We start from the raw sequence: 24,880 nt of genomic DNA, 5'->3' as shown, positions 1-24,880 counted from the left end.
CGGCCCTTCGGCCAGCATCTTGCAGAGCTTCCCCCGCATCTCGGGCACATCGCCCGCCCGGCCGGGCTCCCGCACCGCATCGGCCCGGGAATGTGGCCCCGCAGCAGGCTGCACCCGCGCACCCCGCGGCCCGAGCGGTCCGCATCTGCGTGTTTCTGACTCAACCATCGTTGTTGCGAGCATGTTCAAACTATTGACTGCACTTTTCGTGAGTGGTGTCATGCCTACGCTGCCCACTCGGCCAGTCACCCGTCGCTCTCGGCGACCGGGTCGGACCTCCTCCTACGAAGGACGTCGCATGCCACGCAACACAACACGCTGGTGGGAACGATGGGGTGGGAGGCGGCCGTTGGCCGCCGGGTTGGTCGCCGCACTGGTCGGGGCGGTGCTCTCCGTCGCCGGCCCGGCGGCGGCGGCACCCGCCTCGACCGCCGGCAACGCCACCGGGATCACGCAGTCCGGAAGCACCTACACGGTGACCACGTCCAGCGGGGCCAAGGCGCGGGTGGTCGTCGCCCGGGCCGACATCTTCCGGATCTGGCTCTCCCCCACCGGCGCCTTCACCGACGACCCCGCCGGCAACGCACTGGCCGTGAAGACCGACTTCGGCCCGGTGGTGACGAGTTACTCCGACGCCGGCACCTACTACCGGATCACCACCGCCTCGCTGACCGTCCGGGTCAACAAGTCACCGCTGCGCTTCGCCCTCTACCGGGCGGACAACACGACGCCGGTCTGGCAGGAGACCCAGCCCACCAGCTGGACGGCCTCGCAGACCACCCAGTACCTCACCCAGGGCGCCGACGAGCAGTTCTACGGCACCGGCCTGCGGCTGGGCGAGTGGGCCCTGCGCGGCAAGACCGTGCCGATCTCGGTCAGCAACACCTGGCGCGAGAACGACAACGCCAGCCCCGCGCCGTTCTACATGTCCACCAACGGCTACGGCGTCATGCGCAACACCTGGGCCCCGGGCAGCTACAGTTTCGGCGCACCGGGATCGTTCACGCACAACGAGAAGCGGTTCGACGCCTGGTACGTCGTCGGGGACTCCCCCAAGAGCCTGCTGAACGCCTACACCGACGTCTCCGGCAAGCCCTTCCTGGCGCCGATGTGGGGCTTCGAACTGGGCAACGCCGACTGCTTCAACGCCTCCAACCCGACCTACCAGGGCGACCACGACCGCGTCCGCCACCAGACGACGCCCGACGTCACCGGCTACGCGGCCGACGCCCGCAACGCCGACATGCCGTCCGGCTGGTTCCTGCCCAACGACGGCTACGGGTGCGGCTACACCGACCTCGCCGGCTCGGTGGCCGGGCTCAGGGCCAAGGGCTTCCGGACCGGCCTGTGGACGTCCACCGGCCTGTCGAACATCGGCGACGAGGTCGCGACCGCCGGCAGCCGGGGCGTCAAGACGGACGTCGCCTGGATCGGCGGCGGCTACAAGTACGCCTTCGACGGCGTCCAGCAGGCCGTCAAGGGCATCGAGGACAACTCCGACGCCCGCCGCTACGTGTGGACCGTGGACGGCTGGGCCGGGACGCAGCGCAACGCCGTCGTCTGGACCGGCGACACCTCCGGCACCTGGGACGCCATGCGCTGGCACGTACCGGCCATCACCGGCGCCGGGCTGTCGGGCCTCAACTACGCCTCCGGTGACGTCGACGGCATCTTCGGCGGCAGCCCGCAGACCTACGTCCGGGACCTCCAGTGGAAGGCCTTCACCCCGGCGTTCATGACCATGTCCGGCTGGGGCCCGACCGCGCCCTCGGCCGGGTACAACGACAAGGAGCCCTGGCGCTTCTCCGAGCCGTACCTGTCGATCAACCGCAAGTACCTCCAGCTCAAGATGCGCATGATGCCGTACCTGTACACGATGAGCCACACCGCCGCGCAGACCGGCGTGCCCTCCACCCGGGCCATGGTCCTGGAGTACCCCGACGACCCGGTCGCCCGCGGCAACCTGACGAGCGGTCAGTTCATGGCCGGCGACTCGCTGCTGGTCGCCCCGGTGGTCACCGACACCGCCACCCGGGACGGCATCTACCTGCCCGCCGGCACCTGGACCGACTACTGGACCGGCAAGGCGTACAACGGCCCGGGCTGGCTCAACGGCTACGCGGCGCCGCTCGACACCCTGCCCCTGTTCGTCAAGGGCGGCGGCATCGTCCCGATGTGGCCGCAGATGAACTACACCGGGGAGAAGCCCGTCTCCACCCTGACGTACGACGTCTACGCCCGCGGCAACTCCTCCTTCACCCTCTACGAGGACGACGGGATCACCCGCGCCTACCAGAACGGCGCCTCCGCCACCCAGCCGGTGAACGTCACCGCACCGACCTCCGGCACCGGCACGGTCGCCATCGACGTCGGTGCCGCCACCGGCTCCTACACCGGCAAGCCGGCCTCCCGCGGCTACGAGTTCAGCGTGCACGCGGCCTCTGCCCCCACCGCCGTCTCGGTCGACGGCAGCCCGCTCGCCGCGTACACCTCGCAGAGCGCCTACGACGCCGCCGCCACCGGCTGGTACTTCGACCCGGCCGACCGCTCGGGCGTGCTCCGGATCAAGGCCGGCAGCAAGTCCGGCGCGTTCACCGTGACCGCCACCGGCGTCACCGTCGCGGCCGGCGGCCCGATCCCGGCCTCCTCCACCCCGATCCCGCAGGCCGGCTGGAAGCTCCTCTCCGCCGACAGCCAGGAGACCGCCGCCGAGAACGGCGCGGCCGCCAACGCCTTCGACGGCAACCCCGCGACCCTCTGGCACACCGCCTGGTCGACCGGGACGACCCCGCTGCCGCACGAGATCCGGATCGACCTCGGCGCCCGCTACAACGTCGACGGCATGACCTACCTCCCGCGCCAGGACGGCGGCGTCAACGGCCGGATCGGCGCCTACGAGGTGTACGTCTCCGACGACGCCACCACCTGGGGGACGCCCGTCGCCACCGGTACCTTCGCCGACTCCGCCGGTGCGAAGACCGCCACCTTCAGCCCGACCACCGGGCGCTACCTACGGCTGCGGGCCCTCACCGAGGCCGGCGGCCGCGGCCCGTGGACCAGCGCCGCCGAGATCACCGCCACCGGTCGGCCCACCCCGCTGCCGACCAACGTGGAACTGGTCAACGCCGCGTCCTCCAGCTGTGTCGACCTGCCCGGCAGCGCCGGCACCCCGGGCACCCGACCCACCCTCTACGGCTGCCACGGCGGCCCCAACCAGCGATGGACCCTCCAGCCGGACGGCACCCTGACCGGCCTCGGCGGCGCCTGCCTGGACGGCAGCGCGGCCGTGGTCGCCGTCCAGACCTGCGGCGGCGGATCGAGCGGCCAGCAGTGGCAGCTCGGCAACGGCGGCACCCTGACGAACGGCGGCCGCTGCCTCGCCCCCGTCGGCGCCGGCACCGCCTCCGGCACCAAGCTCGAACTCGCCACCTGCAACGCCACCGGCGCCCAGCGCTGGACGCCCACCCCGTAGCCCGGCCGACGGCCGGTCCCGCCGCCCAGCGCTCCGGTGGGCAGCGGGACCGGCCCTTCGCATGCCGCCGGGCCCCGCCGGTGGACGGCGCGCCACGGCCGTCCACCGCCGACGGGACGGACACCCCTGCGCGGCCGCTCTCCGCCGGGCCGGCGTCACCATCGCCTCAACCCTGCTCCGGATCCGATCCTCGAAGGCGCTCTCCACGACGCTGTGCCCGGACGCGGCGCGCGTGCTCCACCGTCACCGCCACCGGCAGACCGGCCAGGAGGAGGGAGAGCCCCACCGGGAGCACCCCCGTCCACACCGTCGGTGAGACGTACGCCGTCCCGGACGTGCCGTCCACCAGCCACGCGCGGACCGGCCGCGAGCCGGCCTCGCCCTCGACGGGGACATCGAACGACGCGCCGCCGCCGTCCGGGGTGAACGTGCCCGAGCAGGCGGTCGATGTTCCCGCGTTGGCCACGGTGTTGTCGTACGTCCGGCAGCCGGCTCCGGTCACCGTCCCGGGCACGCCCCACAGCGCCGCCCGCGGCTCTCCGGTGAAGTTCATCAGCACGACGTAGGCCAGCAGCAGCCCGACCAGACAGCCCGCCACCAGCCACGGCGCGGGTCCGACCTGCGCCGGTGGCCCGTCCGGAACGTCCCCGCCCTCGCTCATCCTCGTCCTCGGATCGCCGACGGACCTCCATGGTGACCGATCCGGACCGCCCCCGGAAGCCCTCGCGCACAGCACGGCCGGCCCGGTCGGCTCGGTCGGCCGGAGGGGGCAGCTCCTCCACACCGTCGGTCACTGCCGGGCCCGGCGGCCCCGGTCGGCGGCGGGCGTCGCCTCCCGGTCGCGGTCCGGGGCCGGGATCAACGTGCCCTCGGCCGGCGCGATCGGACGCCGGCGGCGGCGGTGCGCCGTCAGGTGGCGGGCCAGCGCGAGGGCGGCGAGCAGGGCGACCAGTGCACAGACGGCCGGCCAGCCGGCGCGGCCGTAGGCGCGCACGCCGAGCCAGGATCCGACGCTGCCACCGAGGTAACCACCGCTCATGTAGGCCGTGTTGAGCCTGGACCGGGCGTCGGGGCGGAGCTCGTAGACCCGGGTCTTGTTGGCGATCATGCCGGACTGCATCGCCACGTCGAGCAACAGCGTGCCGAGCGCCAGGACGGCCAGCCCCCGGGTGCCGCCCCCGCCGCCCGCCGCGAGCACCCCGGCGGCACCGAGGGTGCCGAGCAGGCAGACCAGGTTCACCGGGTCGGAGCCGCGCCGGTCGACCAGGCGACCGGCGAGCGGGGTGCAGACCATGGTCGCCGCACCGACCAGTGCGAGCATGCCGACCTCCTCGGCGCCCAGGCCGTACGCCGGTTCGGCGAGCAACAGCGGAAGACACGTCCAGACCGCGGAGAACCCTCCGAAGACCGTCGCCTGGTAGAGGGCGGAGCGCCGCAGCTCCGGCTCGGCGCGCAGCAGCCGCAGTGGTTCGGCGAGCAGGCTCGGGTACGACTGCCTGGTGGCCGGCGGGGCGGCGGCCCCGCCCGGCAACGCCCGGCTCAGCACCGCCGCGAGGGTCAGCACCAGCACGCCGGCCACCAGGTAGGGCGCCCGCCAGCCCAGTCGTTCGCCGAGGGTGCCGCCGAAGGTACGGGCCAGCAGCATGCCGCCGATCGAACCGCTCAGCAGTGTGCCCAGCACCGCCCCGCGCCGGTCGGCCGGCACCAGCCCGGCCGCCATCGGGGAGATGATCTGCGCGGCGACCGTGGTGGCGCCGATGAAGACACTGGCGGCCACCAACGCCGGCAGGTTCGGGGCGCAGCCGGCGGCCAGCAGCCCGACGGCGCTGAGCGTGAGCAGGGTGACCAGGAGCGGCCGGTTGGGGAGCCGGTCACCGAGCGGGACGAGCAGGAAGATCCCGGCCGTGTAGCCGATCTGGACCGCCGTCACCACCAGGGTGGCGCGGTCGGCCGGGGTGCCCAGCCCGGCGGCGACCAGCGGGACGATCGCCTGCGGGAAGTAGAGGTTGCCCACGCCGAGGGCGCTGGTCAGCGAGAGGAGCAGGAGCAGACGGCGGCTCATTTCGCACCACCGCCGGGGCCGGGTCGTCGGCGTACGGTACCGGTGTCGGCGCCTGGGCCGGGGCCGGGGCCGGGGTGTCGGCGCGCGGCGCCGGGGCTTGCTGCGGATGTCATGCGGGCAAGTCGACGGCACCGGGGTGGCCCGCGCCAAGGGATGTAGCGTAGGGCTTCATGGTCGTCAGCTTCGGGCTGGGTGTCGAGGACCTCGCCGACACCCGGTTCGCCCTCTCGCCCCTGCACGAGACCGTGGTGAGCCTGCGTGTGCTCCGGGAGCCCGGTCTCTCCGCGCTGCACCTGCCGTGGCGCCGGAGCGTCCTCGGCCGCCTGGACGATCCGGGCGGCCCGGACACCGGATTGCTGCTCTCCCTGGTCTCCGCCCGGCGCACACTGCCCGACTTCCTGACGCCGCGCCCCGGGAGCTTCGCCCCCACCTTCGAGGAGGAGCTCGCCGTCGCCCGCCGGACCGCCCCCGGGACCGTCCGGCGCGACCTGCTCGCCACGCACGCCCCCGACCCGCTCCCGGCACCCCTGCGCGACGCCGTCGCCTCCCCCGCGCGGGTACGCGACGCCGTCTGCGAACTCCTGGCGCAGTACTGGGAGTTGGCCGTCCGGCCGGCCTGGCCCCGGATGCGGCTCCTGCTGGAGGCCGACATGACCTACCGCGCGCGCCGGCTGGCCGTCGGCGGCGCGCGCCTGCTCTTCGCCGACATGCACCCGCACCTGCGCTGGCACGACGGGGTGCTGCACATCAGCGACATGATCAGCCGCCACCACGTCGACGCCTCCGGGCGCGGGCTGCTCCTCGTCCCGTCCGTCTTCGCCCACAAACCCGCGCCCCCGCTCAGCCCCGACGGCGCCCCGGCCCTGTCCTACCCGTGCCGTGGCGTGGCGACGCTGTGGTCCCCGGAGCCCGTGCCCGACTCCCCCGCCCTGGCGGCGCTCCTCGGCGCGCCCAAGGCCCGGCTGCTCGCGCTCCTCGACGAGCCGCTCGCTACGGTCGAGCTCGCCCGCCGCCTGGACGTCACCCCGAGCGCCGTCTCCCAGCACCTCCGCGTCCTGCACGCCACCGGCCTCGTCGCCCGCGCCCGCGACGGCCGCCAGGTCCTCTACCGCCGCAGCCCGCTCGGTGACCAACTGCTCGGCTCCCGGGCGGCCTCCGGGGCCGACCGCGTCCGGCCGCCACGCCGCTGAGGGCAGGGCGGCGGGCCGGAGCACTCCACCGGGCCGCCGGGAGAGCCGGTGGCTCAGCCGGCGAGGTAGGTGCGGCCGATCCGGGTGCGGTGCGGCGCGAGTTCGGCGTCGATGGCCGCGGACTCGGCGGCGTGCGCGCTGACTGCGGCCGGGACGGCGGGGCGGTGGTCCAGCAGCGCGATGCGCAGGTGGGTCGGCGGGTGGGTCCCGTTCACCGCCCGGCCCTCCCGCCGCGAGCGGCGGACCAGCCGCTCACGCTCCAGGGCCGGGAGGGAGCCCACGTGGTCGCGGAGTTCCTGCCAGAGGACGTCGGTGGCCGGTGTCGACGGAACGTCACGGTGCCCGCCGCGCGGGCGGGACTGCACCAGCACCTGGGCGCGCACCCTCCGGACGACCGTCCCCGCGGCCTCGCCGAACGCCCGGCGGGGATCCACCCCGGGTGAGTCAGCGGGTCGGTCAGCGGGTGACGGTCCAGACCAGACTGCGGGTCAGGGCCGGGGTCAGGGCCGGGTCGACGACGGACGGGGTGGGGTCGTTCGCGACGGCCTTGAGCTCGTGGGCCGCCGGCTTGGGTCCGGTGGGGCCGAGGTCGGCGACAGCGATCTTCTTGTGGTCCCGCAGGGCCGTCACCTCCTTGCCGTCGAGGTACCAGCGCAGCTTGGTGCCGGAGACCGGGAGGTCGACGGTGAGGCTGTCGGTGGCCTTCAGCCGGGTGGTGACGGGCGTGCCGCTGGTGAGGGTGGAGGCGTGCCGGTAGAAGCCGGCGATCATCGCCTCGCGGCCGGGGAGGTTGAACTCGCGCCCGAGGGAGCGCATCACGGAGTTGTCGGTCGGCCGGTTGAGGCCGGACGGGTAGTTGCCGGCACCCTGGTAGGCGCCGACGGTGCCGCCGTCGGGCGAGGCCTTGCCGAGCCAGCGGTACCACTTCGTCCTGTCCTGGCGCATCCGGTCGGCGGTCAGGGTGGTGATGTTGGGCTGCGGGGGCTCCGCGCCCCGGTAGGGCTCCTGGCCCTCGGCGACGTACTCGTCCGCGAGCTTGCCGAGCGAGTGGCCGGTCTCGTGCACCGCGATCTGGCCGGAGGCGCCGTTGCCGCCGGCCACGGTGGCGATGCCCTCGTACCCGAGCGGTGACTTGGTGCTGCCGTAGCCGGCGCCGCCGTACTTGGCGGTGTTGGCGACGACGATCACGAGGTCGGCCTGCGGGGCCTTGGCGGCATAGGTGTCGACGGCGTTGATGTCCACGCAGAGCAGCCGCTCGATGGAGTTGCACCAGAAGTGCGAGCCGAGCGCGGTCTTGCGGACGGTGTCCTGCTTGGGGTCCCCCGAGACGCCCGACTGTGCGGAGACGGCTTCCACGGCCCACACGTTGAACAGCTTCCGGTACGTGGCGTACGGCTCGACGGCGCTGATGTCCTTCCACTTCGCGGCCGCGTCCTTGCGGAACTTCGCCTGCTCAGCGGTGGTGTAGCCGTCGCCGATCATGACGACGTCCAGCTTGCTGTCCGTGCTCCCGTTGTTGACGATCTTCGTGACGGCACCGTCCCCGGCGGCGGCCGCGCTCATCGACGGCTCGGCGACGAACGGGGATGCCGCAGGGACCTCGGCCCGGCTGATGGCGCCGTCCTCGGCGAAGACCTCGACGTCCTGGTCGTCCGGGGCGGCGGTGACGGCGTCCGGGCCGGACGGCTCGGGCCGGGCGGACGGCGCGGAGGGCCCGGACGTCGCGGCGGGCGCGGCGACGGCCGGCACGGCGCCGACGGCCAGGGCCGCCAGCGTCGTGACGCCGGCCAGGAGGACCGAGGTGAACCTGCTGTGGTGCAAGGGAGTTTCTCCGGAATCGATGGGCGGCGGGGCGCGATGACCAGCGGCACCGGACGGTGCCGGGCGGTGCCGGGGCAGGCGCCGTACACCCGCCCCCCTGGCCAACACGGCCGCACAGGGCCGGAGCTGACCGGGCGACACCACCCGGTCACCGCCCCACCGATGGATACGGCCCGCTCCCCACGAACGGTTCACACGCCGCCCTCGTCGTCCCACCGGACACCCGGGGCCGCCCGGCGGAGGGCGACCGCGGCCCGGGCCGGGCGGGCCGCTGCGCGGTCAGCCCGGCTGCAGCGCCCGCGCGAGGTCCTCTGCCTCGCGCAGCTGCTCGACGCCCAACCGCCGCAGGCCGCGCAGCAGCAGGGCGGCGTCCACCGCGGACTCGTCGGGCCCGGGTGACCCCGCCGGCACCGGCGGCAGCAACGGCAGCGGCGGCAGCGGCGGCAGCGGCATGCCGAGGAGCGCCGCCAGCTCCGCCGGGGGCAGGCCGAGCACGAGGGCGAAGTCGGTGAGCAGATCCGGGGTCAGCGCCGTCTCCCCGGAGGCGATCCGGCCGTAGGCGGTGGACATCCAGTAGCGGCCGGTCAGCAGGTGGAAGATCTTCGCCGTCCCGGTCCAGCCGAGGTTGCGCGCGGCGACCATCCGCATCAGCAGGTTCCCGGGGGACCGCGGATCGGTGGCCAGGGCGGGCAGTCCCTCGATCCGCCCGGTCTGCCGGGCGGGCGGCAGGGAGGCGACGAAGGCGCGGAGTTCGGCCCGCCGGTCGGCCGGCAGGGCCTTGCCGAAACGCACCACGCCGACGATGGAGGTGGTGGCCATCCCGCCGGCCGGTGCGAGGTCCTCCGGGAGCGGAACGGCGGCGATCTCGAACAGGTCGGCGGTGTCCAGGCCGAGCGCGGGTGCGAGGCGGCGCAGCAGCGCCTGCCCGGGCGCGGCGCCGGCCGACAGCGCGGCCAGGTCCGCCTCGGCGGCCCCCGCCCGGCGGGCCAGGTCGGCGGGCGCCTCGCCCCGGTGCTCCAGCAGTCGGGCCAGCAGGACGGCGAAGCCGGGGAGCTCAGTCATGGCGCCAGCATAGGGCGGCCCGGCCGGCCCGCCGCACCGCCGCCCACCTGGGGGGATGCCTCAGCCTGCCGAGCCCGGACCCGCAGCCGCAGCGGCGGCGGCGGCGGGGTGTTCGGTGCACAGGCAGCTGACGCCCTTCTCGATCCACTCCTGTCCGGTCCACTCGGGGTGCCGTTCGATCAGCACCGCCCGGACCTCGGCCGCGATCTCGCTCCCGGCCGTCGCGGAGTCGAGCCGCCGCCAGGTCTCGTCGCGCAGCTCGCGCAGGTAGTCGCGGACGTCGCCGAGGATCTGCGGGCCGCCGACGGGGCCGTGGCCCGGTACCACCGTGCGGTGCCCGTCGGCCGCCAGCCGGTCCATCACCGTCAGCCAACCGGTGCCGGAGACGTCCGTGTCGTGCGGGGGGAACCAGGGGAAGATCGCGAACTGCCCGCTCTCGGCCAGGTCACCGGTGAACAGCACACCGGCGTCGGGCACCTCGACCACCTGGTCGCCCCTGGTGTGGCCGCGGCCGGTGGCCCGCAGGTGTACGGTTCGGCCGCCGAGGTCCAGCGCGTACGCGTCCTCGTAGACCACGTCGGGGGTGACCACGCGGACGTCGCCGTCGAGGCGGTCGGCGACCGGCGGGCCGAAGCCGCGGAACATCTCCAGGTAGCCCGCTCCCCTCGTCCTGAGGTCCTCCGCCTGGGCGCGGTTGGCGAGATAGGTGGCCCGGCCGCCGAACACGTGCGCGCCGAAGGCGTGCTCGGGGTGGAAGTGCGTCGTCGTCAGGTACAGCCGCCGGCCCCGGGCCACCTCCGATGCCAGGGCCAGGACCTGCTCGGCGTTGGCCGTGCCCATACCGGTGTCGACGACCAGAACGGCTCGGGTGCCGCCGATGATGCCGATGTTGGGGACCAGCGGGATCCCGCGGTCGGGGACCACCAACAGGTCGGGGGCGATCTCCTGGGCACCGGCCACGTGGACGGCGGGGTCGGGAAGCAGTGCATCGTTCATGCCTCGATTGCACCGCCGCACCACCCCGGCCGTCCAAGACCGATCCGTTCGCACCCGATACCGTGCGGGTATCGTGGCAGCATGGAGCTCCGGACCTTGCGCTACTTCGTCGCAGTCGCCGAGGAACTCCATTTCGGCCGGGCCGCCGCCCGCCTGCACATGAGCCAGCCACCGCTCAGCCGGGCGATCAAACAGCTGGAGACCGAGCTCGGCGCCACCCTGCTCCACCGCTCCGCCCGGGGCGTCACCCTCACCCCCGCCGGAGCCGTCCTGCTCGACGAGGCCCGCAGCCTGCTCGACCGCACCGACCGGATCCGCGCACGCGTCGCCGCCGAGGCCGGCCCCGCCACCCTCACCGTCGGCCTCCTCGGCGACGGCACCGACCTCAGCGCCCGCCGGCTGGCCGACGCCCACCGCCGCCGGCACCCGGACATCGAGGTCCGCATCCGCGAGACCGACCTGACCGACCCCACCTGCGGACTGCGCGCCGGACAGGTCGACATCGCCCTCACCCGCGCACCCTTCGACGAAACCGGCCTGACCGTACGCCGGTTGCGCACCGACCCGGTCGGCGCGGTGCTGCGCACGGACGACCCCCTCGCCTCCCGCACCTGCCTGGACCTGGCCGACCTGGCCGGCCGACGCTGGTTCCGGTTCCCGGACGGCACCGACCCGCTGTGGGCGTCGTACTGGGCCGGGGGCGCGACCCGCGGGGGCCCGGTGGTGAGGGCCGTCCAGGAATGCCGGCAGGCCGTGCTCTGGAACGGCACGGTCGGCATCACCCCCCTCGGACACGACATGCCCGAGGGGCTGACCGCGGTGCCGCTGGCCGACATGGCGCCGAGCCGGGTGGTGGTGGCGTGGAACGCGGGCGACACGAACCCGCTCATCCCCTCGTTCGTCCGCATCGCGACAGCCACCCACCGCCGCTGACCTGCGCCACTGAGCTGGGCCGCTGACCTCCGCCGCTGAGCTGCGCCGCCCGTGCGCAGGAAGCAGCCCGTTACCCGCGCGGTGACGCCTGCCGGCTGTCGTAGTGCTCCTGCGCGGCGAGGAGTTCGTCCCCGTGCCGGCCGAACCACTGGATGAGCTCGGTCAGCGGCCCGGCCAGGCCGACACCGAGTTCCGTCAGGCTGTAGGTGACCTGGGGCGGGTTGGTGGGCGCGACACTGCGGTCGACGAGCCCGGCCCGGGCCAGGTCCCTGAGGTTCTGCGACAGCATCTTCTGGCTGATGCCACCCACTCGTCGGTGCAGCTCCGCGAATCGGTGCGGGCCGGCGATGAGGGCCGAGATGATCAGCGTCGCCCAGCGGCTGGTCGTCCGGTCCATGATCGGCCTGAGCGCGCACTTGTTGTCGAAGGTGTCGTGAGCCAGGAGCCGGGCGGCCGTCGCGACCTGCTGAGTATCCATCACGGCACGAGCTTACAAAAAAGTAGGTACTTCCCAGTAGTAACCGCGTTTCCTACGGTGACTTCCACAGGCACCATCGTTCGGAGGAACCACTGTGAGCAGCAACAACGCACGTACGGCGATCGTCACGGGCGCGTCGAAGGGGCTGGGTGCGGGGATCGCCAAGGCCCTGGCCGGGACCGGCGCGGCCGTCGTGGTGAACTACCGGGAGGACGCGAAGGGCGCCGAGCGGGTCGTCGCGGGGATCACCGCCGACGGCGGCCGGGCGATCGCCGTCCGGGCGGACGTGGCCCGCACCGAGGACGTGCGCCATCTGTTCGACCGGGCGCGCGAGGAGTACGGACCGGTCGAGGTGCTCGTGAACAACGCGGCCGTCGCCGCCTTCGCGCCGCTGTCGGGCATCACCGAGGAGGAGTTCCAGCGCGAGATGACCACGAACCTGCTGGGGACGATCCTCACCACGCAGGCCCTGGCCGCGCAGGACGACATCGGCGCCGCGTCGATCATCAACGTCTCGACGGCCGGCACGCTCACCCACCCGCCGTACGCCTCGCTCTACGTCGCGTCCAAGAGCGCGGTCAACGCGTTCACCATCGTGGCCGCCAAGGAGCTGGGCCCGCGCGGCATCCGGGTCAACGCGATCATGCCCGGACCGTCGGACACCGAGGGCACCCGGGCCATGGGATTCCCCGGCTCGGCCCAGGAAGCACAGGCGATCGCCGGCACCCCGCTGGGCCGCACGGGCACCCCGGACGACTACGGCCCGCTGGTGGCCTTCCTGGCTTCCGACGACGCGCGCTGGATCACCGGGGACGTCATCCTCGCTTCCGGCGGCATGCGCTGACGACCCGCCCCATGGCCAGGCCCTCCCGGCCGGACCGAGCCCCGGCCCGGCCCGGCCCGCAACGCAGCGGCCTCCCGTCGGACGCGGCCGCCGAGCCCCTCCGGTGCAGCGCGCGACCCGCGGCAAGGGCCGGCACCGTGCGCCGGGTCCAGGCCCGCCGGGGCGACGTGGCCCGGTACTGGTCCAGGCGGCCCCGGATCGCGGCATCGAGCGCCCCGTCGCCCTCGCCGTCGGGTCGGCTCAGGTCAAGTCAGGTGAGGAAGCGCTGGACGGCTTCGCGGGCGCGGGCGTTCGAGGCCGCGGCGTCGGCCAGGGCGCCGGCCAGGGCGTCGATCCACTCGTCCAGGCCCACGTGGCGCCGCGAGAGCACGATGCCGCGCACCTCGTGGCAGACCTCGCCGGCCACCCGGCCCCCGTCCAGCCGCAGCGAGAGCCGCTGCTCCCCGAGCGTGACGTCCAGTTCGGCGACCGCGCCCTCGCGCCCGGCCACCCGGTCGGCGACGGACCGCCTGCGCCTGACACGCACGGCGCCGGGCGGCAGCGCGTCCGCGAGATTCGCCGACAGCACGGCGGCGTAGAGGGTGAGGTCCGCGCTGTCCTGGCGCAGCGCCGCGGCCAGCAGATCAACGTCCCGCTCAGGCATCGAGACTCAGCACCATGGTCGGCCGGTCGATGACGTGGTCGTCGCGGAGCGGGCGCACCGCCGTCCCGATGGCGAAGAACTCGGTGGTGTGCGCTCCCCAGCTGTGCGAGTGCTGCCGCAGCTGGACCGCCACGATCCCCTCGGCCTCCAGGGCCTGCCCCTCCGCCTGCATGCGGCTCATCGCCAGCTCGCGTGCGTCGTAGAGCGCCTGGGTGAACTCGGCTATCTCGACGTTGCGGCCCGCGGTGTTCAGCACCTGGGCGAAGCGCTGGTGCGCCACGTGGTAGACGCACGAGCCCATGACCAGGTCCAGGGGGGCGTATCCGGCCCGGATCAGGGTCCAGAAGTCCTGGCCGGAGAGGTCCGAGGTGAACGGCTTGCCCTTGTTGTTGCGCCAGCTGCCGCCCGGTCCCGGGTCCGCACCGTCCGCTTTCACCGCCGTGCCGACCGCGATGAACTCGGCGATGTCCGAGCCGAACTCCTTGAACTCGATGTCCAGCCGGACGCCCACGATCCCGTCCGCCCCCAGTGCGCTCGCCTCGGCCTCCATCCGGCCCATGGCCAGCTCGCGCGCGTGGTACATGGCCTGTGACAGCTTGGTCAGCTCCTGGTTCTTCGACCACCGGCCGAGCTGGATGCCGACGTGGTAGACGGAGGAGCCGAGGACCAGGCCGAGCGGGCGGAACCCGGCCTCGCGCACCAGCAGGAACTCGTTCACCGTCAGGTCCGAGGTGAAGAGCGAGCCCTTCTCCCCCGGTGCGAGCTGCGCAAGCCGGCGCATCGCGTCCTCGGGCACGCCGCCCACCGCCCCCGGCCGCCCGGCCTGTCCGGCCTGGTCCTTCCCCGTTCGCTCGGTCATGTCAGCCCTCGCGCTCCAGTCTCATGATGGTCAGTGGCCCGGGCCCGGCGGGCCGCCCGGAGCGGCCGAACCGGGTGATGGAAGTGCCGACGAGTACCGCCTCCGCGCCGAGGTCGCGCGCGTACCCGAACGCCGGACACTCGCTCTCGCGCACCGTCAGTTCCACCTCGTCGAGCACCACCCCGTCGCCGCCGTGCTTCGCCGCATCGAGGGCGAGTCGGTTCCGGGCATCGTGGCGGACGTGGTTGATCAGCAGGGTGTAGCCGTCGATCTCCTGGTTCCCCGCGGTCCAGCGGATCCGCCGGGAGGTGCGCCAGTCGTCGTGCCGGATCGCGAGGGCGATGCCCAGGGCGAGACCGGTGGGCACCCAGCCGGAGTGCAGGAGTTTGGCGAAGTCCTGCCCGCTCAGGTGCGACGTGAAGGGAAGGCGTGGCCGGATCCGGGAACGGGCCCGGACGGCGGTGCCCCACGCGGTGAACTCCAGGCCCCCTGCCGGGAACTCCTCGGCCCGCAGCCTCACCCCGACGATCCCGTCGCCGCCGAGCGCCGCGCATTCGGCGACCGCGCGGGCGAGTGCCAGCCTGCGCGCCGCGTACAGCGTCCTCACCAGCGGCGCGTAGGACGAATCCCACGCGGAGGACGGCGCCTTCACGCCGTCCTCGGCGGACCACGCGCCGGGGCAGCCCCAGACACCGGTGTACCCGAGGTTGAAGACGGCCGTACCGAGCACCTGCCCGACCGGATCGAATCCGACACCCTCGACGGCGGCGAGCTCCTCCGCCGACAGCGTCGAATCCCAGGTGTTGGCGGCCCGCGGCCCCGCCGTCCCGATGGCAGCGGTGCCCGGCGGACCAGCATCCTGTCGGTGTGTCATCGCCCCCCGCGCCATCGACCTCTCGGCTCACCGCGCGGATCGCGTCGGCGTTCGGCAGCTTATGTCATCGAACGAACCGGCGAATCGAAGATCGCGGACTTCAACGGACCCTCCCGCCCGGCGTCCTGACCGTTGAGCAGGGCTGCGGCGCCGACGCGCGTCCGCACCGGTGGCCCGGGGCCTCGCCCCCGGCGGTCCCGGCGGACTCCGTGCGCGTCACCGGGCTACTCCTCGACCTCCGTGCGGTAGACGCGCAGGCCCCGGCTCCGGTAGTTGAGGAGCGCGCTCGGGTGATCGTCGGAGTTGGTGTGCAGCCACACTCTGCGGACGCTCTCCGCCTCCAGCGGTTCGGTCGTCCAGGCCTGTTGGAGCGCCAGCGTGAGGGCGTGCCCGCCGAGCCCGCGGCCGACGTACTCCGGCAGGAGTCCGAAGGTGCGGATCTCCACGTCCCCGCCGGGGTGGGGCTCCAGCGCGGCGATCCCGGCCGGCTCGCCCGCCAGTCCGATCATCCAGTACTGGCGGTGCGGGTGCGCCCGCGCCAGCTCCTGCCACTCCTCGGCGGAGCGCGTCGAACTGCGCCAGCCGTAGGCCGCACCGACCCGGGCCTGTACCGAGCGGGCCAGCGCCGACAGCCCCGCCTCGCGCCGAAGCCCCAACCCCGGCACGACCCGGCCGGGCTTCAGCTCGCCGGGGCCGTTCATCTCCAGGTACGTGACGGTCCTTCCCATCCCTGCACGCTACCGGGAGCCGCTGACAGCGGACGGGCCGGGCCGGGCACCGGCGGCCGGTGATGGCGGCTGGTAGCACCGGTCGGCGGCGGGACCGGACCCGAAGGCCCGAAAGCCCGGCCCCCGCCCACCGATCTGTCGCCGCGCAGCCCCGCCGACCAGCTGCCGCACACCCCTGCCACCCACTCCGGCCGCACGTCCCGCCGCCCGCCCCCGCCGCCGCCCGAAACCTGCTGGACAGCCGACCAGCCGATCGGGTGAATCCGACGACGGCCGCCCCCAGCCCGGCCTCCTCCCCCGCCAAGGCGTCCGCCACCGGCCCGGAGCTGCCCCGACAGCTCCGCTCGAACGCGCGCTCGCCGCCTGCGCACTGGGCTCCACCCCTCCCCGCTTGGGTTCGCGGCTCGCCGCCGGACACTCCCGGCAGCACCGCAGGGTGCTCGAAAAGTCCGTGTTCGACCCGGGCTCGCCCAGAGGTAATCCGCTTGAACGCCGCGCTCGAACAGCACCATCATCGGACACCCCCCGCCCGTGACTGCTCCGCCAACTCTGCTGACAGCAGGCCTACTTGGACTCTGCCTCGGCCCGGTTCGGCGCTGCCGCACGCCCGCGCACCGCCTTGCGTCCGGAGGATCCGTGACCACTCTCCCCACCCCGTCGGCCCCGCCGGCCCGCGCACCGCACGAGGAGGCACGCCCGTGAGCACCACGACGAAACCCGCCGACGAGCCCGACAACACCGACGCCCCCGACGAGGAGCTGCGGTGGCTCGCCGACGGGCGCCGTGTCGAGACGATCGAGGCGATCAGCGTCCGCGCGATGGCCCGCCGGCTGCCCGCGCTCGTCGTCCGCGCCTTCCGGCTCGGCTGGCGCATCGATCGCGGCTCCGTCGCACTGCTGCTCGCCTGCCAGGCCGTGTCCGCCGTGCTCGGCGCGGCCGGCCTGCTCGCGACCACCGGCACCGTCTCGGCCCTGTTCGCCCCGGGTCAGGTCGGTGACAAGCTCGCCCACGCCGCACCCTCGATCCTCGTGATCGCGGCGGCGGCCGGCGCCCGTTCCCTGCTCGGCATCGCCATCCGGGCCGTCACCCTCCACCTCTCGCCGCGCATCTCCCGGGAGGCGGAGGCGGCGGTGCTGCGCGCGACGGTGGCTGCCGAGCTGACCGCCTACGACCACGCCGGCTACAACGACGAGCTGGAGGCCGCCGACCGCGGCGCGGAGGTGTGTGTGGACATCGTCGGGGAGGCACAGAACCTGCTCGCCTCCCTCGCCTCCCTCGTCGGCGCCGCGGGCGTGCTGACGGTGCTCCACCCGGCGCTCCTCCCCCTGCTGGTGCTCGCCGCGCTGCCCCAGGGGATCGCCTCCGTGCAGGCGGCCCGGGTGCAGTTCCTCGCGAACCGGGCCGCGATCGCCGACCGGCGCGTCCTGGCGAACCTGCGCTGGTACATCCACCTCAAGGGCAACGCCGACCAGGTCCGCTCGGACACCATGGGGGGTTTCCTGCTCGACAAGTACGAGCAGGTCGGCCGCCGCCTGGACGCCGGCTCGCGGCGGGCGGCACTGCAGAGCGCCCGGGTGTCGGTGGTCGGCGCCGCCGCCTCCGGTCTCGGCACGGCACTGGTGTGGGCGGCGATGCTGTGGCTGGTCAGCACCGGCCGGATGAGCCTGCCGCGCGGCGGCGCGGCGGTGTTCGCCCTCGCCGCGGTCGGCAGCAGCCTGCACGGCATCGTCGGGTACGGCGCGGACCTCTTCCGCACCGGAATGTACCTGGACGACTGGTCGAGCTTCCTCGACACCGCCGGCGGCCACCGGCCCGAGCGCGGCACCGGCACACCGGGGGCACCGGGCCGGATCACGGTGGAGGACCTCAGCTACGCCTACCCCGCCTCCGACCGCAAAGCCCTGGACGGGGTGAGCCTGCACGTCGACCGCGGGGAGATCCTGGCCCTGGTCGGCGAGAACGGATCCGGCAAGACCACCGTCTCGAAGCTCCTGGCGGGGCTCTACCTGCCCGACCGCGGCTCGGTGCGCTGGGACGGACGCGACACCCGCGAGCTCGACCAGCACGCCCTGTGGCGCCAGGTCGCGGTCGTCCCGCAGGACTACGCGCGCTGGCCGCTGACCTGCCGGGAGAACATCACGCTGGGCCAGCCGACCGCCGAGGGCGACGCCGCCGTGCTGCGCGCCGCCGACGCATCCGGGGCGGCCGACGTCGTCGCGAAGCTCCGTCGCGGCCTGTCCACGCTGCTGGCGGTGGAGTGGATGGGCGGCGAGGAGCTCTCCGGAGGGCAGTGGCAGCGGCTGGCCATCGCCCGCGCCTTCCACCGCGAGGCCGGGCTGCTCGTCCTGGACGAACCCACCGCGGCGCTGGACCCGCGGGCCGAGCACCGGATCTTCCGGAACCTGCGGGCCGTCGCACGGGAGCGGGCGGTCGTCCTGGTCACCCACCGGCTCACCAACGTGGCCGTCGCCGACCGGATCGTCGTCCTGGAGGACGGCAAGGTCCTCCAGGAGGGCACCTTCGCCGAGCTGGTGGCCGACGTGGACGGCCGGTTCCGGGAGCTGTGGGACTTGCAGAACGAGCGCACCGGCATCCCCGCCCCGCGGAGCGCTGCCGCCGACGGGAACGACGGGAACCGCACGGACCGGACCGACCGCACGGACCGGACGGACCGCACGGACCGGAACGAGGGGAGCGACCTGTGATCGACTTCGACGTGCCGACCGGCCCGGCCCGCCGACCCGGGCGGGCGGTGTCTCAGGTGGCGACGGTGGCGACGGGTTCGAGGCCGTACGTGCGGGCGTAGCCGTTCTCGGTGCCGACGAGCAGCTCGACGACCTCGAAGTAGCGGTCCCAGAAGGGGGTTTCGCGCAGGGCGTCGACGAGCAGCTGGTAGGCGTGGTGGTCGTCCGCCTCCCACACCCAGATGTCGGTGACCCGCGCGGAGTAGAACTCCGTGTCGTAGAAGCGCGACCGGACACCGGTGGTCCTGGCCTCGATCGCGGGGAGGACCTGGGTGGTGAAGGCGTCCAGGCGTTCCTGGACGGTCAGGGCGAGCCACTCGGGCGTCGTCTTGACGAGCATGAACGCCGTGACGGGCGCTTCGGTCTTCTCGGCGGGCATCAGGGTGTCTCCGGGGTGACGGGGGGCGAGTGGTGAGGGGTGCCGATGCGCCCGGCGCCGGGCGCGTGGCGAGGGGTGGTGGGCCATCAGGAGAGGACGGCGGGCTTGAGGGACTCGGCGCACCACTGCGCGAAGCTCGTGGGCGAGGCGGTGTCCGCGGTGCGGGCGATGCCGGCGTCGAGGCCGGCGTCCTTGGCCCGCTTCATGTCGACGATGCCCTGGACGAAGGCCTCGTGGAGGCCGTAGCCGACCAGGGTGGTGCGGAGCTCGTCGAACGGCTGGCGCTCGTAGCGGACGGGCCGGCCGAGCTGTTCGGTCAGGATGCGGGCCACGTCGTTCGGGGAGAGGTCCTGCGGGCCGAGGACGGGGACGCTGTCGGTGCCGGTCCAGGAGCGGTCCAGGAGGAGCCCGGCGGCGACGGCGGCGATGTCCGCGGTCGCGACGAGGGGGGCCTTGCGGTCGGCGTCCACGACGTCGGTGAAGATGCCCCGCTCGCGGATCGAGTCGGCCTCCTCCAGGAGGTTCTCGAAGAAGGACGGGTTGGCCAGGGCCCGGTAGGCGACGCCGGTGCCGGCGATGAAGTCGTCCAGGGCGAGGGTGGCGGTGACCAGGCCCGCGCGGTCGGCGACCGGCGTGCCGCGGCCGAGCGCGGAGACACCGACGACATGGCCGACGCCGTGGGCGGCGAACGCCTTCGCGGCAGGGCCGGTGAAGCCGGTGTAGGTGTCGTGCGGGGCCAGCGAGGCGTCCGGCGGGACGAGCCAGAAGACGGCGTCGGCACCCTCGAAGGCCCGGTCGACGACCGCGGCGTCCCCGTGCGAGCCGGTGATCACCTCGACGCAGCCGTGCGCCGCGGCCGGGAGCCGGGCGGGATCACGCACGATGACCCGCAGCTCCTCCCCCGCCGCGGGAGCGGACTCCAGGAGCCGGTGGAGCAGGTGACGGCCGATGTTCCCGGTGGGAGCAGTGATGACGATCATGAAAGCCTCGCAGGTCGTACTGGAGCGGAACACCTCCATCCTGGGGAGGAGCGAGGTGTTGCCACAATGGGAACCTCAGCAAGGAATCATTGACGGAAATGGAATAATGCTGGTGAACAGCCCTGAGCCGGTCATCGACGCCAATCTCGCCGTCGCGCTGGACGCCCTGCTGGCCGAGCAGAGCGTCACCCGCGCCGCCGCCCGCCTGCACACCTCGCCCGCCGCCATGAGCCGCACCCTCGCCCGCCTGCGCCGCATCCTCCAGGACCCGCTGCTGGTCCGGGCCGGGCAGTCGATGGTCCCGACCCCTCGCGCCCTGGCCCTGCGCGAGGAGGCGGCCGCCGTGGTCCGCAGCCTCGGCGCGCTGCTCGGCCCCGGCGGCGGCGTCGACCCCGCCGCCCTGCGCACCACCTTCACCCTCCAGGCCGCCGACCTGGTCGGCGCGGCGCTGGTGCCCGGGCTGCTGCGGGTGGCCCGGGAGGAAGCACCGGGGGTCTCGTTCCGGCTCCTGGCCGAGGAGTTGGAGGCCGGCCCGGCCCTGCGCGACGGCCGGATCGACCTGGAGGTCGGATCCATCGACCACGTGGACCCGGAGACCCTGGTCGAGGAACTGACCGGCCTGCGCATGACGGCGGCCGTCCGGGCCGGTCACCCGCTCACCGAAGGGCCGCTGACTCCGGCCCGGCTCGCCGCGGCGGACCACGTCGCGGTCAGCCGCCGGGGCCGGTTCACCGGCCCCCTCGACGCGGCCCTCGCCGAGCTGGGCCTCCGGCGGCGGGTCTCCGTCGTCCTCCCCAGCCACCTGGCGGCCATGACCCTCGCCGCCCGCAGCGACGTCGTCTGCCTCGTCCCGGCCGCGCTCCCCGGAGCCGCCGCGTCGCCGCTCACCGACGACGCCACCGCCCTCGGGCTCCGCCTCCTCGACATCCCGCTGCCGCTGCCCTCCCTGGCCATCGGCATGGCCTGGCACCCCCGGCACGCGGCCGACCGGGGCCACCACTGGCTCCGCAGCGCCGTCCGCCGGGCCCTCCGCACCCCCGGGGGCCCGGCCACGGACCCCGGCTGAGCGCCCGCCGGCGGCCGGCGGCCGGTCGGCGGTCAGTGGTCGGCGGACAACCAGAGCGCCCGGCCGCCGCACGGGCCGCAGGACGTACCAGGCCACGGGACGCACCGGGGTACAGGCCGCACCGTGCCGTTGCGGGCCGCACCCGGCCCCGATGCGACAGGGGCGCGCAGAGCGCAGATGCTGGTCAGGAGGGCCGGACCGGCTCCCGGCGGCGCCCGCACGGTCGCGCTGCCGCTCCTCTCACGGAAGCGGACACCCCGATGCCCGACGGAAAGACCCCGGTCATGTTCGTGCACGGCCTGTGGCTGCACTCGACGAGCTGGCAGCCCTGGGCCGAGCGGTTCGAGGCGGCCGGCTACCGGCCGGTGATGCCGGAGTGGCCGGGCGTGCCCGACACCGTGGCCGCCGCACGCCAGGATCCGGACGCACAGGCCGGTACGGGTCTCGCGGAGATCTCCCGCCACCTCGCCGAGTTCGCCGCCACCCTGGACTCCCGGCCGATCCTGATCGGGCACTCGGTGGGCGGTTTCCTGGTCGAGAAACTCCTCGGCGACGGCATCGGCCGGGCGGCCATCGCCATCTCCCCCGGGCAGATCAAGGGCGTGAAGGCGATCGGTACGAACCAGGTCCGTTCCACGTTCGCGTTCCTCAGCAACCCCGCCAACCGGAACAGGACGGTGTCGCTGAGCGCCGAACAGTTCCGGCACGGCTTCGCCAACGCCGTCCCCCAGGACGAGTCCGACGAGCTGTTCGAGAAGTGGACGATCCCGAGCACCGCGCGCCCGCTGTTCCAGCTCGCGCTCAGCAATCTGGAGCCGCACTCGCCGGCCGCGGTCAACACGGGCAACGAGAGCCGCGGCCCGCTGCTGCTGATGGCCGCCAAGCTCGACCAGACCGTGGACCAGGTGCTCGTCCACTCGGCGTTCAAGCAGTACCGCCACTCCGGCGCCGTCACGGAACTCATGGACTACGACGACCGCGGCCACTCACTCACCGTCGACAGCGGCGCACCGCGGCTGATCGACGACTCACTCGCCTGGCTCGCCGCGCACGACCTCCGCTGACCTGCGCCGCCCTCCTCGCCTGCACCGCCCCGCGGCCGGCGCCCGGGCTCGACCAGGGGGGGCGGGCGCCAGGGGTCGGCGTTGGGCGCGCCAAGGGTCGGCTCCAAGGGTCAGCGCCATGCCTCGACCGGGGCTCGACCGGGCCGGCGCGTCAGCCGGCAGCGTCCGGTCCGGCGGGGCGCCCGACGCCGTAGGCTCCGTGGCGCAACCGGAACCGCAGGGGGTCGGTGCCGTCCGCCAGGATGTGCTCGACCAGCATCGTCCGCAGCGGTTCGGGCAGCTCCTCACCGTGCGCTCCGGTCCATTCGTGGGAGGCGAAGAGTGCGGCCGCACCGTCGAGTTGGGCCCGACTCGGCGGGCGGGTGACGAGTGCGGCGAGGAGAAGCCCCGGGTCCTCGGCGAGCAGGTGCCGCTGGACCGTCAGGTCGTACCACTTCAGGCCGCCGGTGGACTCCCTGACCGGTGCCCCGGCCCAGGCGAGCAGGGCGAGGATCCGCTCGGTCCCGTCGGGATGCGCGCGCCGGACGGCAGCGGCGAGCCGGGCCTCGGCGTTCCGGAGCCCGGCCGTCCAGGCCCTCCGGTCGTGCCCCGACGGCCGGGACACGTCCAAGGCCGCGTAGTGCACGGCCAGTCCGCCGGGCGCGGCCCGGACCCAGCGCAGCCGGCGCCGCTCCTCCTCGGCCTCCAGCTCGGCCTGGAACGAGCGGGCCTCCAGCGATCCGGTCAGGCCCCGCTCCGCGAGCCATGCGGTGAGTGCCGGACCGTCCCGCAGGTCGGCATCGCCCCGCCCGAGCCCGCGGAGGGCGGACCAGTGGTGCAGCGTCCAACGGGCGATCAGTTCGCCCCTGACGTCCTGCACCAGGATGGTCGGCCCGCCGTCGCACAGGCACTGCTCACCGCTGCCGCCGTCCACCACGGCCAGCAGCCGGGCCAGGCCGGCGATCTCGGCACCGGTCACCACGATCCGCGCCCCGTCCGCGGAGTCCGCCTCGGCGGGCGCTCCCTCGACGATCACGACGCGCCCCGCCCGGTTCAGCACCGCGCACAGGCGTGCCGTCGTCGGAGCGCCCTCGACCCTGTCCCTCGTTCTCCTACGACTCACGGCCGAGAGGATATCGGCACCGCAGCGGCGGTGGCCTGTGGTTTTCGGCAGGCCGGCGTCCGCTCCCCGTCGGCGGCGCGCAGCGGTGACCGGTCCGCGCGGCCCGCACGCCGACGTTCGCGGTCACCGGCGGGACGGGCACCCGCAACGGCGCATCCGGCGAGCTCACGATCGAGCATCTCCGCAGGGACGGCTCCGTCCTCACCGCCGAGCCGACCTGACGTGCGGCCGCCTGCTCCAGCCGGCGCCCGGGCACCGGCTGGAGCAGGTGGCCGGGCCGCTCACCGCCGGCCGGGGCTCCCCGCACACAGGGCGTGGTCGATCAGCGCACTGCCCGCGTGCTCCTGGGCGAGGATGTGCTCCGGGGTGTCACCGCGGGCTTCGGACATCGAGACCACGGCGCTTCGCCCGCCGTCGTCGGTGACGCCGTTGAGAGTGATGTAGCCGCCGTCGCCGCCCTCATGGCTCCAGTAGGTGCCGCCGCAGCTCAGGGGCTGCTCGACCAGGCCGAGCCCGTAGCGGCCGCCCGGCCAGAACTGTTCGGCCTCCGCGCTCACGGGGACGGTCCGCTTCATCTCGGCCAGCTGCCCCGGCGGCAGCAGGCGGCCCCCGAGCAACGCGCGCAGGAGGCGGTTCTCGTCCAGCGTGGTGGTGACCCACGAGAGGTTCTCGTGGCCCACCGGGATCTGGTCGGTCACGTCCACCCGGGCGCCGGGGCCGAAGAACTGGTAGGCCAGGGCGTGCGGCCGGGGCACGGTGGACGAGATACCCGTCCACCGGGTGTGGTCGAGGCCGAGCGGGCGCAGGATCCGCTCCTCGATCTCCTGGTGGGCGGGCCGGCCGGTGACCTTCTCGACGGTCATGGCGAGCAGGAGGTAGCCGGTGTTGGAGTAGTGCCACCCCTCGGTGGGCGGCACGGCCATCGCCCTGGCCACCAACTGCTCGTCGCTGTAGGCGCGGTGGCGCTGCTGGTAGTACTCCGCGGGCGTGCTGTAGCCGGGCAGGCCGGCGTCGGAGATGCCGCCGGTGTGCTGAAGCAGTTGGCGCAGGGTGATCCGCGTGCCGTCATTGCCGTTGCCGTGCACCACGCCCGGCAACCGGCGGTCGACCGTGTCGTCCAGTGACAGCCTGCCCTCGGCCGCCAGTTGCAGCACCACGGTGGCGATCAGGGTCTTGGACGTGCTGGCCATGCGGAGATAACCGTCGGGCGGGACGGGGCGTCCGGTCCGCAGGTCGGCGGTGCCGGCGGTGGCGACCGTCTGCCGGCCGTCGGGCGCGATCACCCGGGCCTGCACACCGCTGATGCCGAGGGCGTGAATCGCGGACACGTCCTGGCGCAGTCGCGCCGCCGGGGAGGAGCCGGCCGGAAGGGCCGCGGCGGCCGCCGCGTCGGTGGCGAGCAGCACCGTGACAGCGGCTGCCGTGGCGAGGCACTTTCGCAGGGTCGAAGTCATGGCTGGACGCTAACGGGGCTCCGCGCCCGAACGGGGCGCGATCGGGCGCACCTCAGGGGCGGTTGGGGGATGTCCCCCAGCCCGTGTCGGGGGGCCGGCCCCGAGCGGACTCCGGGGCCCCGAGGCCGA

General features: G+C 74.1%; 22 protein-coding genes. 7 read left to right on the top strand and 15 right to left on the bottom strand.

The features are described from left to right. Positions 1 to 349 precede the first annotated feature (349 nt). Positions 350 to 3,472 (top strand): discoidin domain-containing protein, encoded by a 3,123-nt coding sequence (locus OH807_RS40420; RefSeq protein ID WP_406210258.1) that lies wholly within the window; start codon positions 350 to 352, stop codon positions 3,470 to 3,472. 166 nt (positions 3,473 to 3,638) lie between these two features. Here the strand turns inward: OH807_RS40420 and OH807_RS40415 are convergent, their stop codons facing one another. Beyond that, positions 3,639 to 4,133: a hypothetical protein gene (locus tag OH807_RS40415; RefSeq protein WP_406210255.1), complete on the bottom strand. Its 495-nt coding sequence runs from the start codon at positions 4,131 to 4,133 to the stop codon at positions 3,639 to 3,641. Between the two features lie 129 nt (positions 4,134 to 4,262). Beyond that, positions 4,263 to 5,534, bottom strand: coding sequence for an MFS transporter (locus OH807_RS40410; RefSeq protein ID WP_406210252.1), 1,272 nt, complete (start codon positions 5,532 to 5,534; stop codon positions 4,263 to 4,265). Positions 5,535 to 5,704: 170 nt separating this feature from the next. Here OH807_RS40410 and OH807_RS40405 point away from each other — a divergent pair, with 170 nt between their 5' ends. Beyond that, on the top strand, positions 5,705 to 6,724 hold the full coding sequence (locus tag OH807_RS40405; protein ID WP_406210249.1) for an ArsR family transcriptional regulator: 1,020 nt from the start codon (positions 5,705 to 5,707) through the stop codon (positions 6,722 to 6,724). 53 nt (positions 6,725 to 6,777) lie between these two features. Here the strand turns inward: OH807_RS40405 and OH807_RS40400 are convergent, their stop codons facing one another. The 4 genes from OH807_RS40400 to OH807_RS40385 all read right to left on the bottom strand — a co-directional run bounded on the left by OH807_RS40400 (position 6,778) and on the right by OH807_RS40385 (position 10,603). Further along, a complete protein-coding gene (locus OH807_RS40400; protein ID WP_406210246.1) occupies positions 6,778 to 7,158 on the bottom strand; it encodes a hypothetical protein in 381 nt (126 codons plus the stop codon). Between the two features lie 22 nt (positions 7,159 to 7,180). Beyond that, positions 7,181 to 8,545 carry a M64 family metallopeptidase gene (locus tag OH807_RS40395; protein WP_406210243.1) on the bottom strand — a complete coding sequence of 455 codons (1,365 nt, stop codon included), beginning with the start codon at positions 8,543 to 8,545 and terminating at the stop codon, positions 7,181 to 7,183. 279 nt (positions 8,546 to 8,824) lie between these two features. Next, positions 8,825 to 9,607 (bottom strand): hypothetical protein, encoded by a 783-nt coding sequence (locus OH807_RS40390; protein WP_406210241.1) that lies wholly within the window; start codon positions 9,605 to 9,607, stop codon positions 8,825 to 8,827. Between the two features lie 60 nt (positions 9,608 to 9,667). After that, positions 9,668 to 10,603, bottom strand: coding sequence for an MBL fold metallo-hydrolase (locus tag OH807_RS40385; RefSeq protein ID WP_406210239.1), 936 nt, complete (start codon positions 10,601 to 10,603; stop codon positions 9,668 to 9,670). 81 nt (positions 10,604 to 10,684) lie between these two features. Between OH807_RS40385 and OH807_RS40380 the strand changes: the two genes are divergently transcribed. Then, positions 10,685 to 11,536, top strand: coding sequence for a LysR substrate-binding domain-containing protein (locus tag OH807_RS40380; RefSeq protein WP_406210236.1), 852 nt, complete (start codon positions 10,685 to 10,687; stop codon positions 11,534 to 11,536). 70 nt (positions 11,537 to 11,606) lie between these two features. Here OH807_RS40380 and OH807_RS40375 read toward each other — a convergent pair whose 3' ends face one another. Continuing rightward, positions 11,607 to 12,014, bottom strand: coding sequence for a winged helix-turn-helix transcriptional regulator (locus OH807_RS40375; protein ID WP_406211439.1), 408 nt, complete (start codon positions 12,012 to 12,014; stop codon positions 11,607 to 11,609). A gap of 94 nt (positions 12,015 to 12,108) precedes the next feature. Here OH807_RS40375 and OH807_RS40370 point away from each other — a divergent pair, with 94 nt between their 5' ends. Continuing rightward, positions 12,109 to 12,858 (top strand): SDR family oxidoreductase, encoded by a 750-nt coding sequence (locus OH807_RS40370; protein WP_406210233.1) that lies wholly within the window; start codon positions 12,109 to 12,111, stop codon positions 12,856 to 12,858. 250 nt (positions 12,859 to 13,108) lie between these two features. On the opposite strand, the gene OH807_RS40365 is transcribed toward OH807_RS40370, so the two are convergent. The 4 genes from OH807_RS40365 to OH807_RS40350 form a co-directional block, all read right to left on the bottom strand. Further along, on the bottom strand, positions 13,109 to 13,501 hold the full coding sequence (locus OH807_RS40365; protein WP_406210230.1) for a hypothetical protein: 393 nt from the start codon (positions 13,499 to 13,501) through the stop codon (positions 13,109 to 13,111). Continuing rightward, on the bottom strand, positions 13,494 to 14,360 hold the full coding sequence (locus OH807_RS40360; protein WP_406210227.1) for a heavy metal-binding domain-containing protein: 867 nt from the start codon (positions 14,358 to 14,360) through the stop codon (positions 13,494 to 13,496). Before OH807_RS40360 ends, OH807_RS40365 begins: the two co-directional genes overlap by 8 nt. A gap of 1 nt (position 14,361) precedes the next feature. Then, positions 14,362 to 15,234 carry a heavy metal-binding domain-containing protein gene (locus OH807_RS40355; RefSeq protein ID WP_406210225.1) on the bottom strand — a complete coding sequence of 291 codons (873 nt, stop codon included), beginning with the start codon at positions 15,232 to 15,234 and terminating at the stop codon, positions 14,362 to 14,364. A 224-nt stretch (positions 15,235 to 15,458) separates the two neighbouring features. Next, a complete protein-coding gene (locus OH807_RS40350) occupies positions 15,459 to 15,962 on the bottom strand; it encodes a GNAT family N-acetyltransferase (RefSeq protein WP_406210222.1) in 504 nt (167 codons plus the stop codon). A 698-nt stretch (positions 15,963 to 16,660) separates the two neighbouring features. On the opposite strand from OH807_RS40350, the gene OH807_RS40345 reads away from it, so the two are divergent. Next, a complete protein-coding gene (locus tag OH807_RS40345) occupies positions 16,661 to 18,667 on the top strand; it encodes an ABC transporter ATP-binding protein (protein WP_406210220.1) in 2,007 nt (668 codons plus the stop codon). Positions 18,668 to 18,719: 52 nt separating this feature from the next. On the opposite strand, the gene OH807_RS40340 is transcribed toward OH807_RS40345, so the two are convergent. Then, on the bottom strand, positions 18,720 to 19,085 hold the full coding sequence (locus OH807_RS40340; protein WP_406210217.1) for a darcynin family protein: 366 nt from the start codon (positions 19,083 to 19,085) through the stop codon (positions 18,720 to 18,722). A gap of 86 nt (positions 19,086 to 19,171) precedes the next feature. Then, positions 19,172 to 20,065 carry an NAD(P)H-binding protein gene (locus OH807_RS40335; protein ID WP_406210214.1) on the bottom strand — a complete coding sequence of 298 codons (894 nt, stop codon included), beginning with the start codon at positions 20,063 to 20,065 and terminating at the stop codon, positions 19,172 to 19,174. 106 nt (positions 20,066 to 20,171) lie between these two features. Here OH807_RS40335 and OH807_RS40330 point away from each other — a divergent pair, with 106 nt between their 5' ends. Further along, on the top strand, positions 20,172 to 21,131 hold the full coding sequence (locus OH807_RS40330) for a LysR family transcriptional regulator (RefSeq protein WP_406210211.1): 960 nt from the start codon (positions 20,172 to 20,174) through the stop codon (positions 21,129 to 21,131). A 260-nt stretch (positions 21,132 to 21,391) separates the two neighbouring features. Next, a complete protein-coding gene (locus tag OH807_RS40325) occupies positions 21,392 to 22,195 on the top strand; it encodes an alpha/beta hydrolase (protein WP_406210208.1) in 804 nt (267 codons plus the stop codon). A gap of 151 nt (positions 22,196 to 22,346) precedes the next feature. Here OH807_RS40325 and OH807_RS40320 read toward each other — a convergent pair whose 3' ends face one another. Both OH807_RS40320 and OH807_RS40315 read right to left on the bottom strand, forming a co-directional pair. After that, positions 22,347 to 23,297, bottom strand: a complete 951-nt coding sequence (locus tag OH807_RS40320) for a hypothetical protein (RefSeq protein WP_406210205.1) — start codon at positions 23,295 to 23,297, stop codon at positions 22,347 to 22,349. A gap of 281 nt (positions 23,298 to 23,578) precedes the next feature. After that, the gene (locus OH807_RS40315; protein ID WP_406210204.1) at positions 23,579 to 24,751 is read right to left on the bottom strand and encodes a serine hydrolase domain-containing protein; all 1,173 of its coding nucleotides are present in this window, start codon (positions 24,749 to 24,751) and stop codon (positions 23,579 to 23,581) included. Between the last annotated feature and the right edge of the window lie 129 nt (positions 24,752 to 24,880).

It is taken from the genome of Kitasatospora sp. NBC_01560 (assembly GCF_045208415.1).
Taxonomy (GTDB): Bacteria; Actinomycetota; Actinomycetes; order Streptomycetales; family Streptomycetaceae; genus Kitasatospora.
This window is presented reverse-complemented; position numbering and strand designations above follow the sequence as displayed.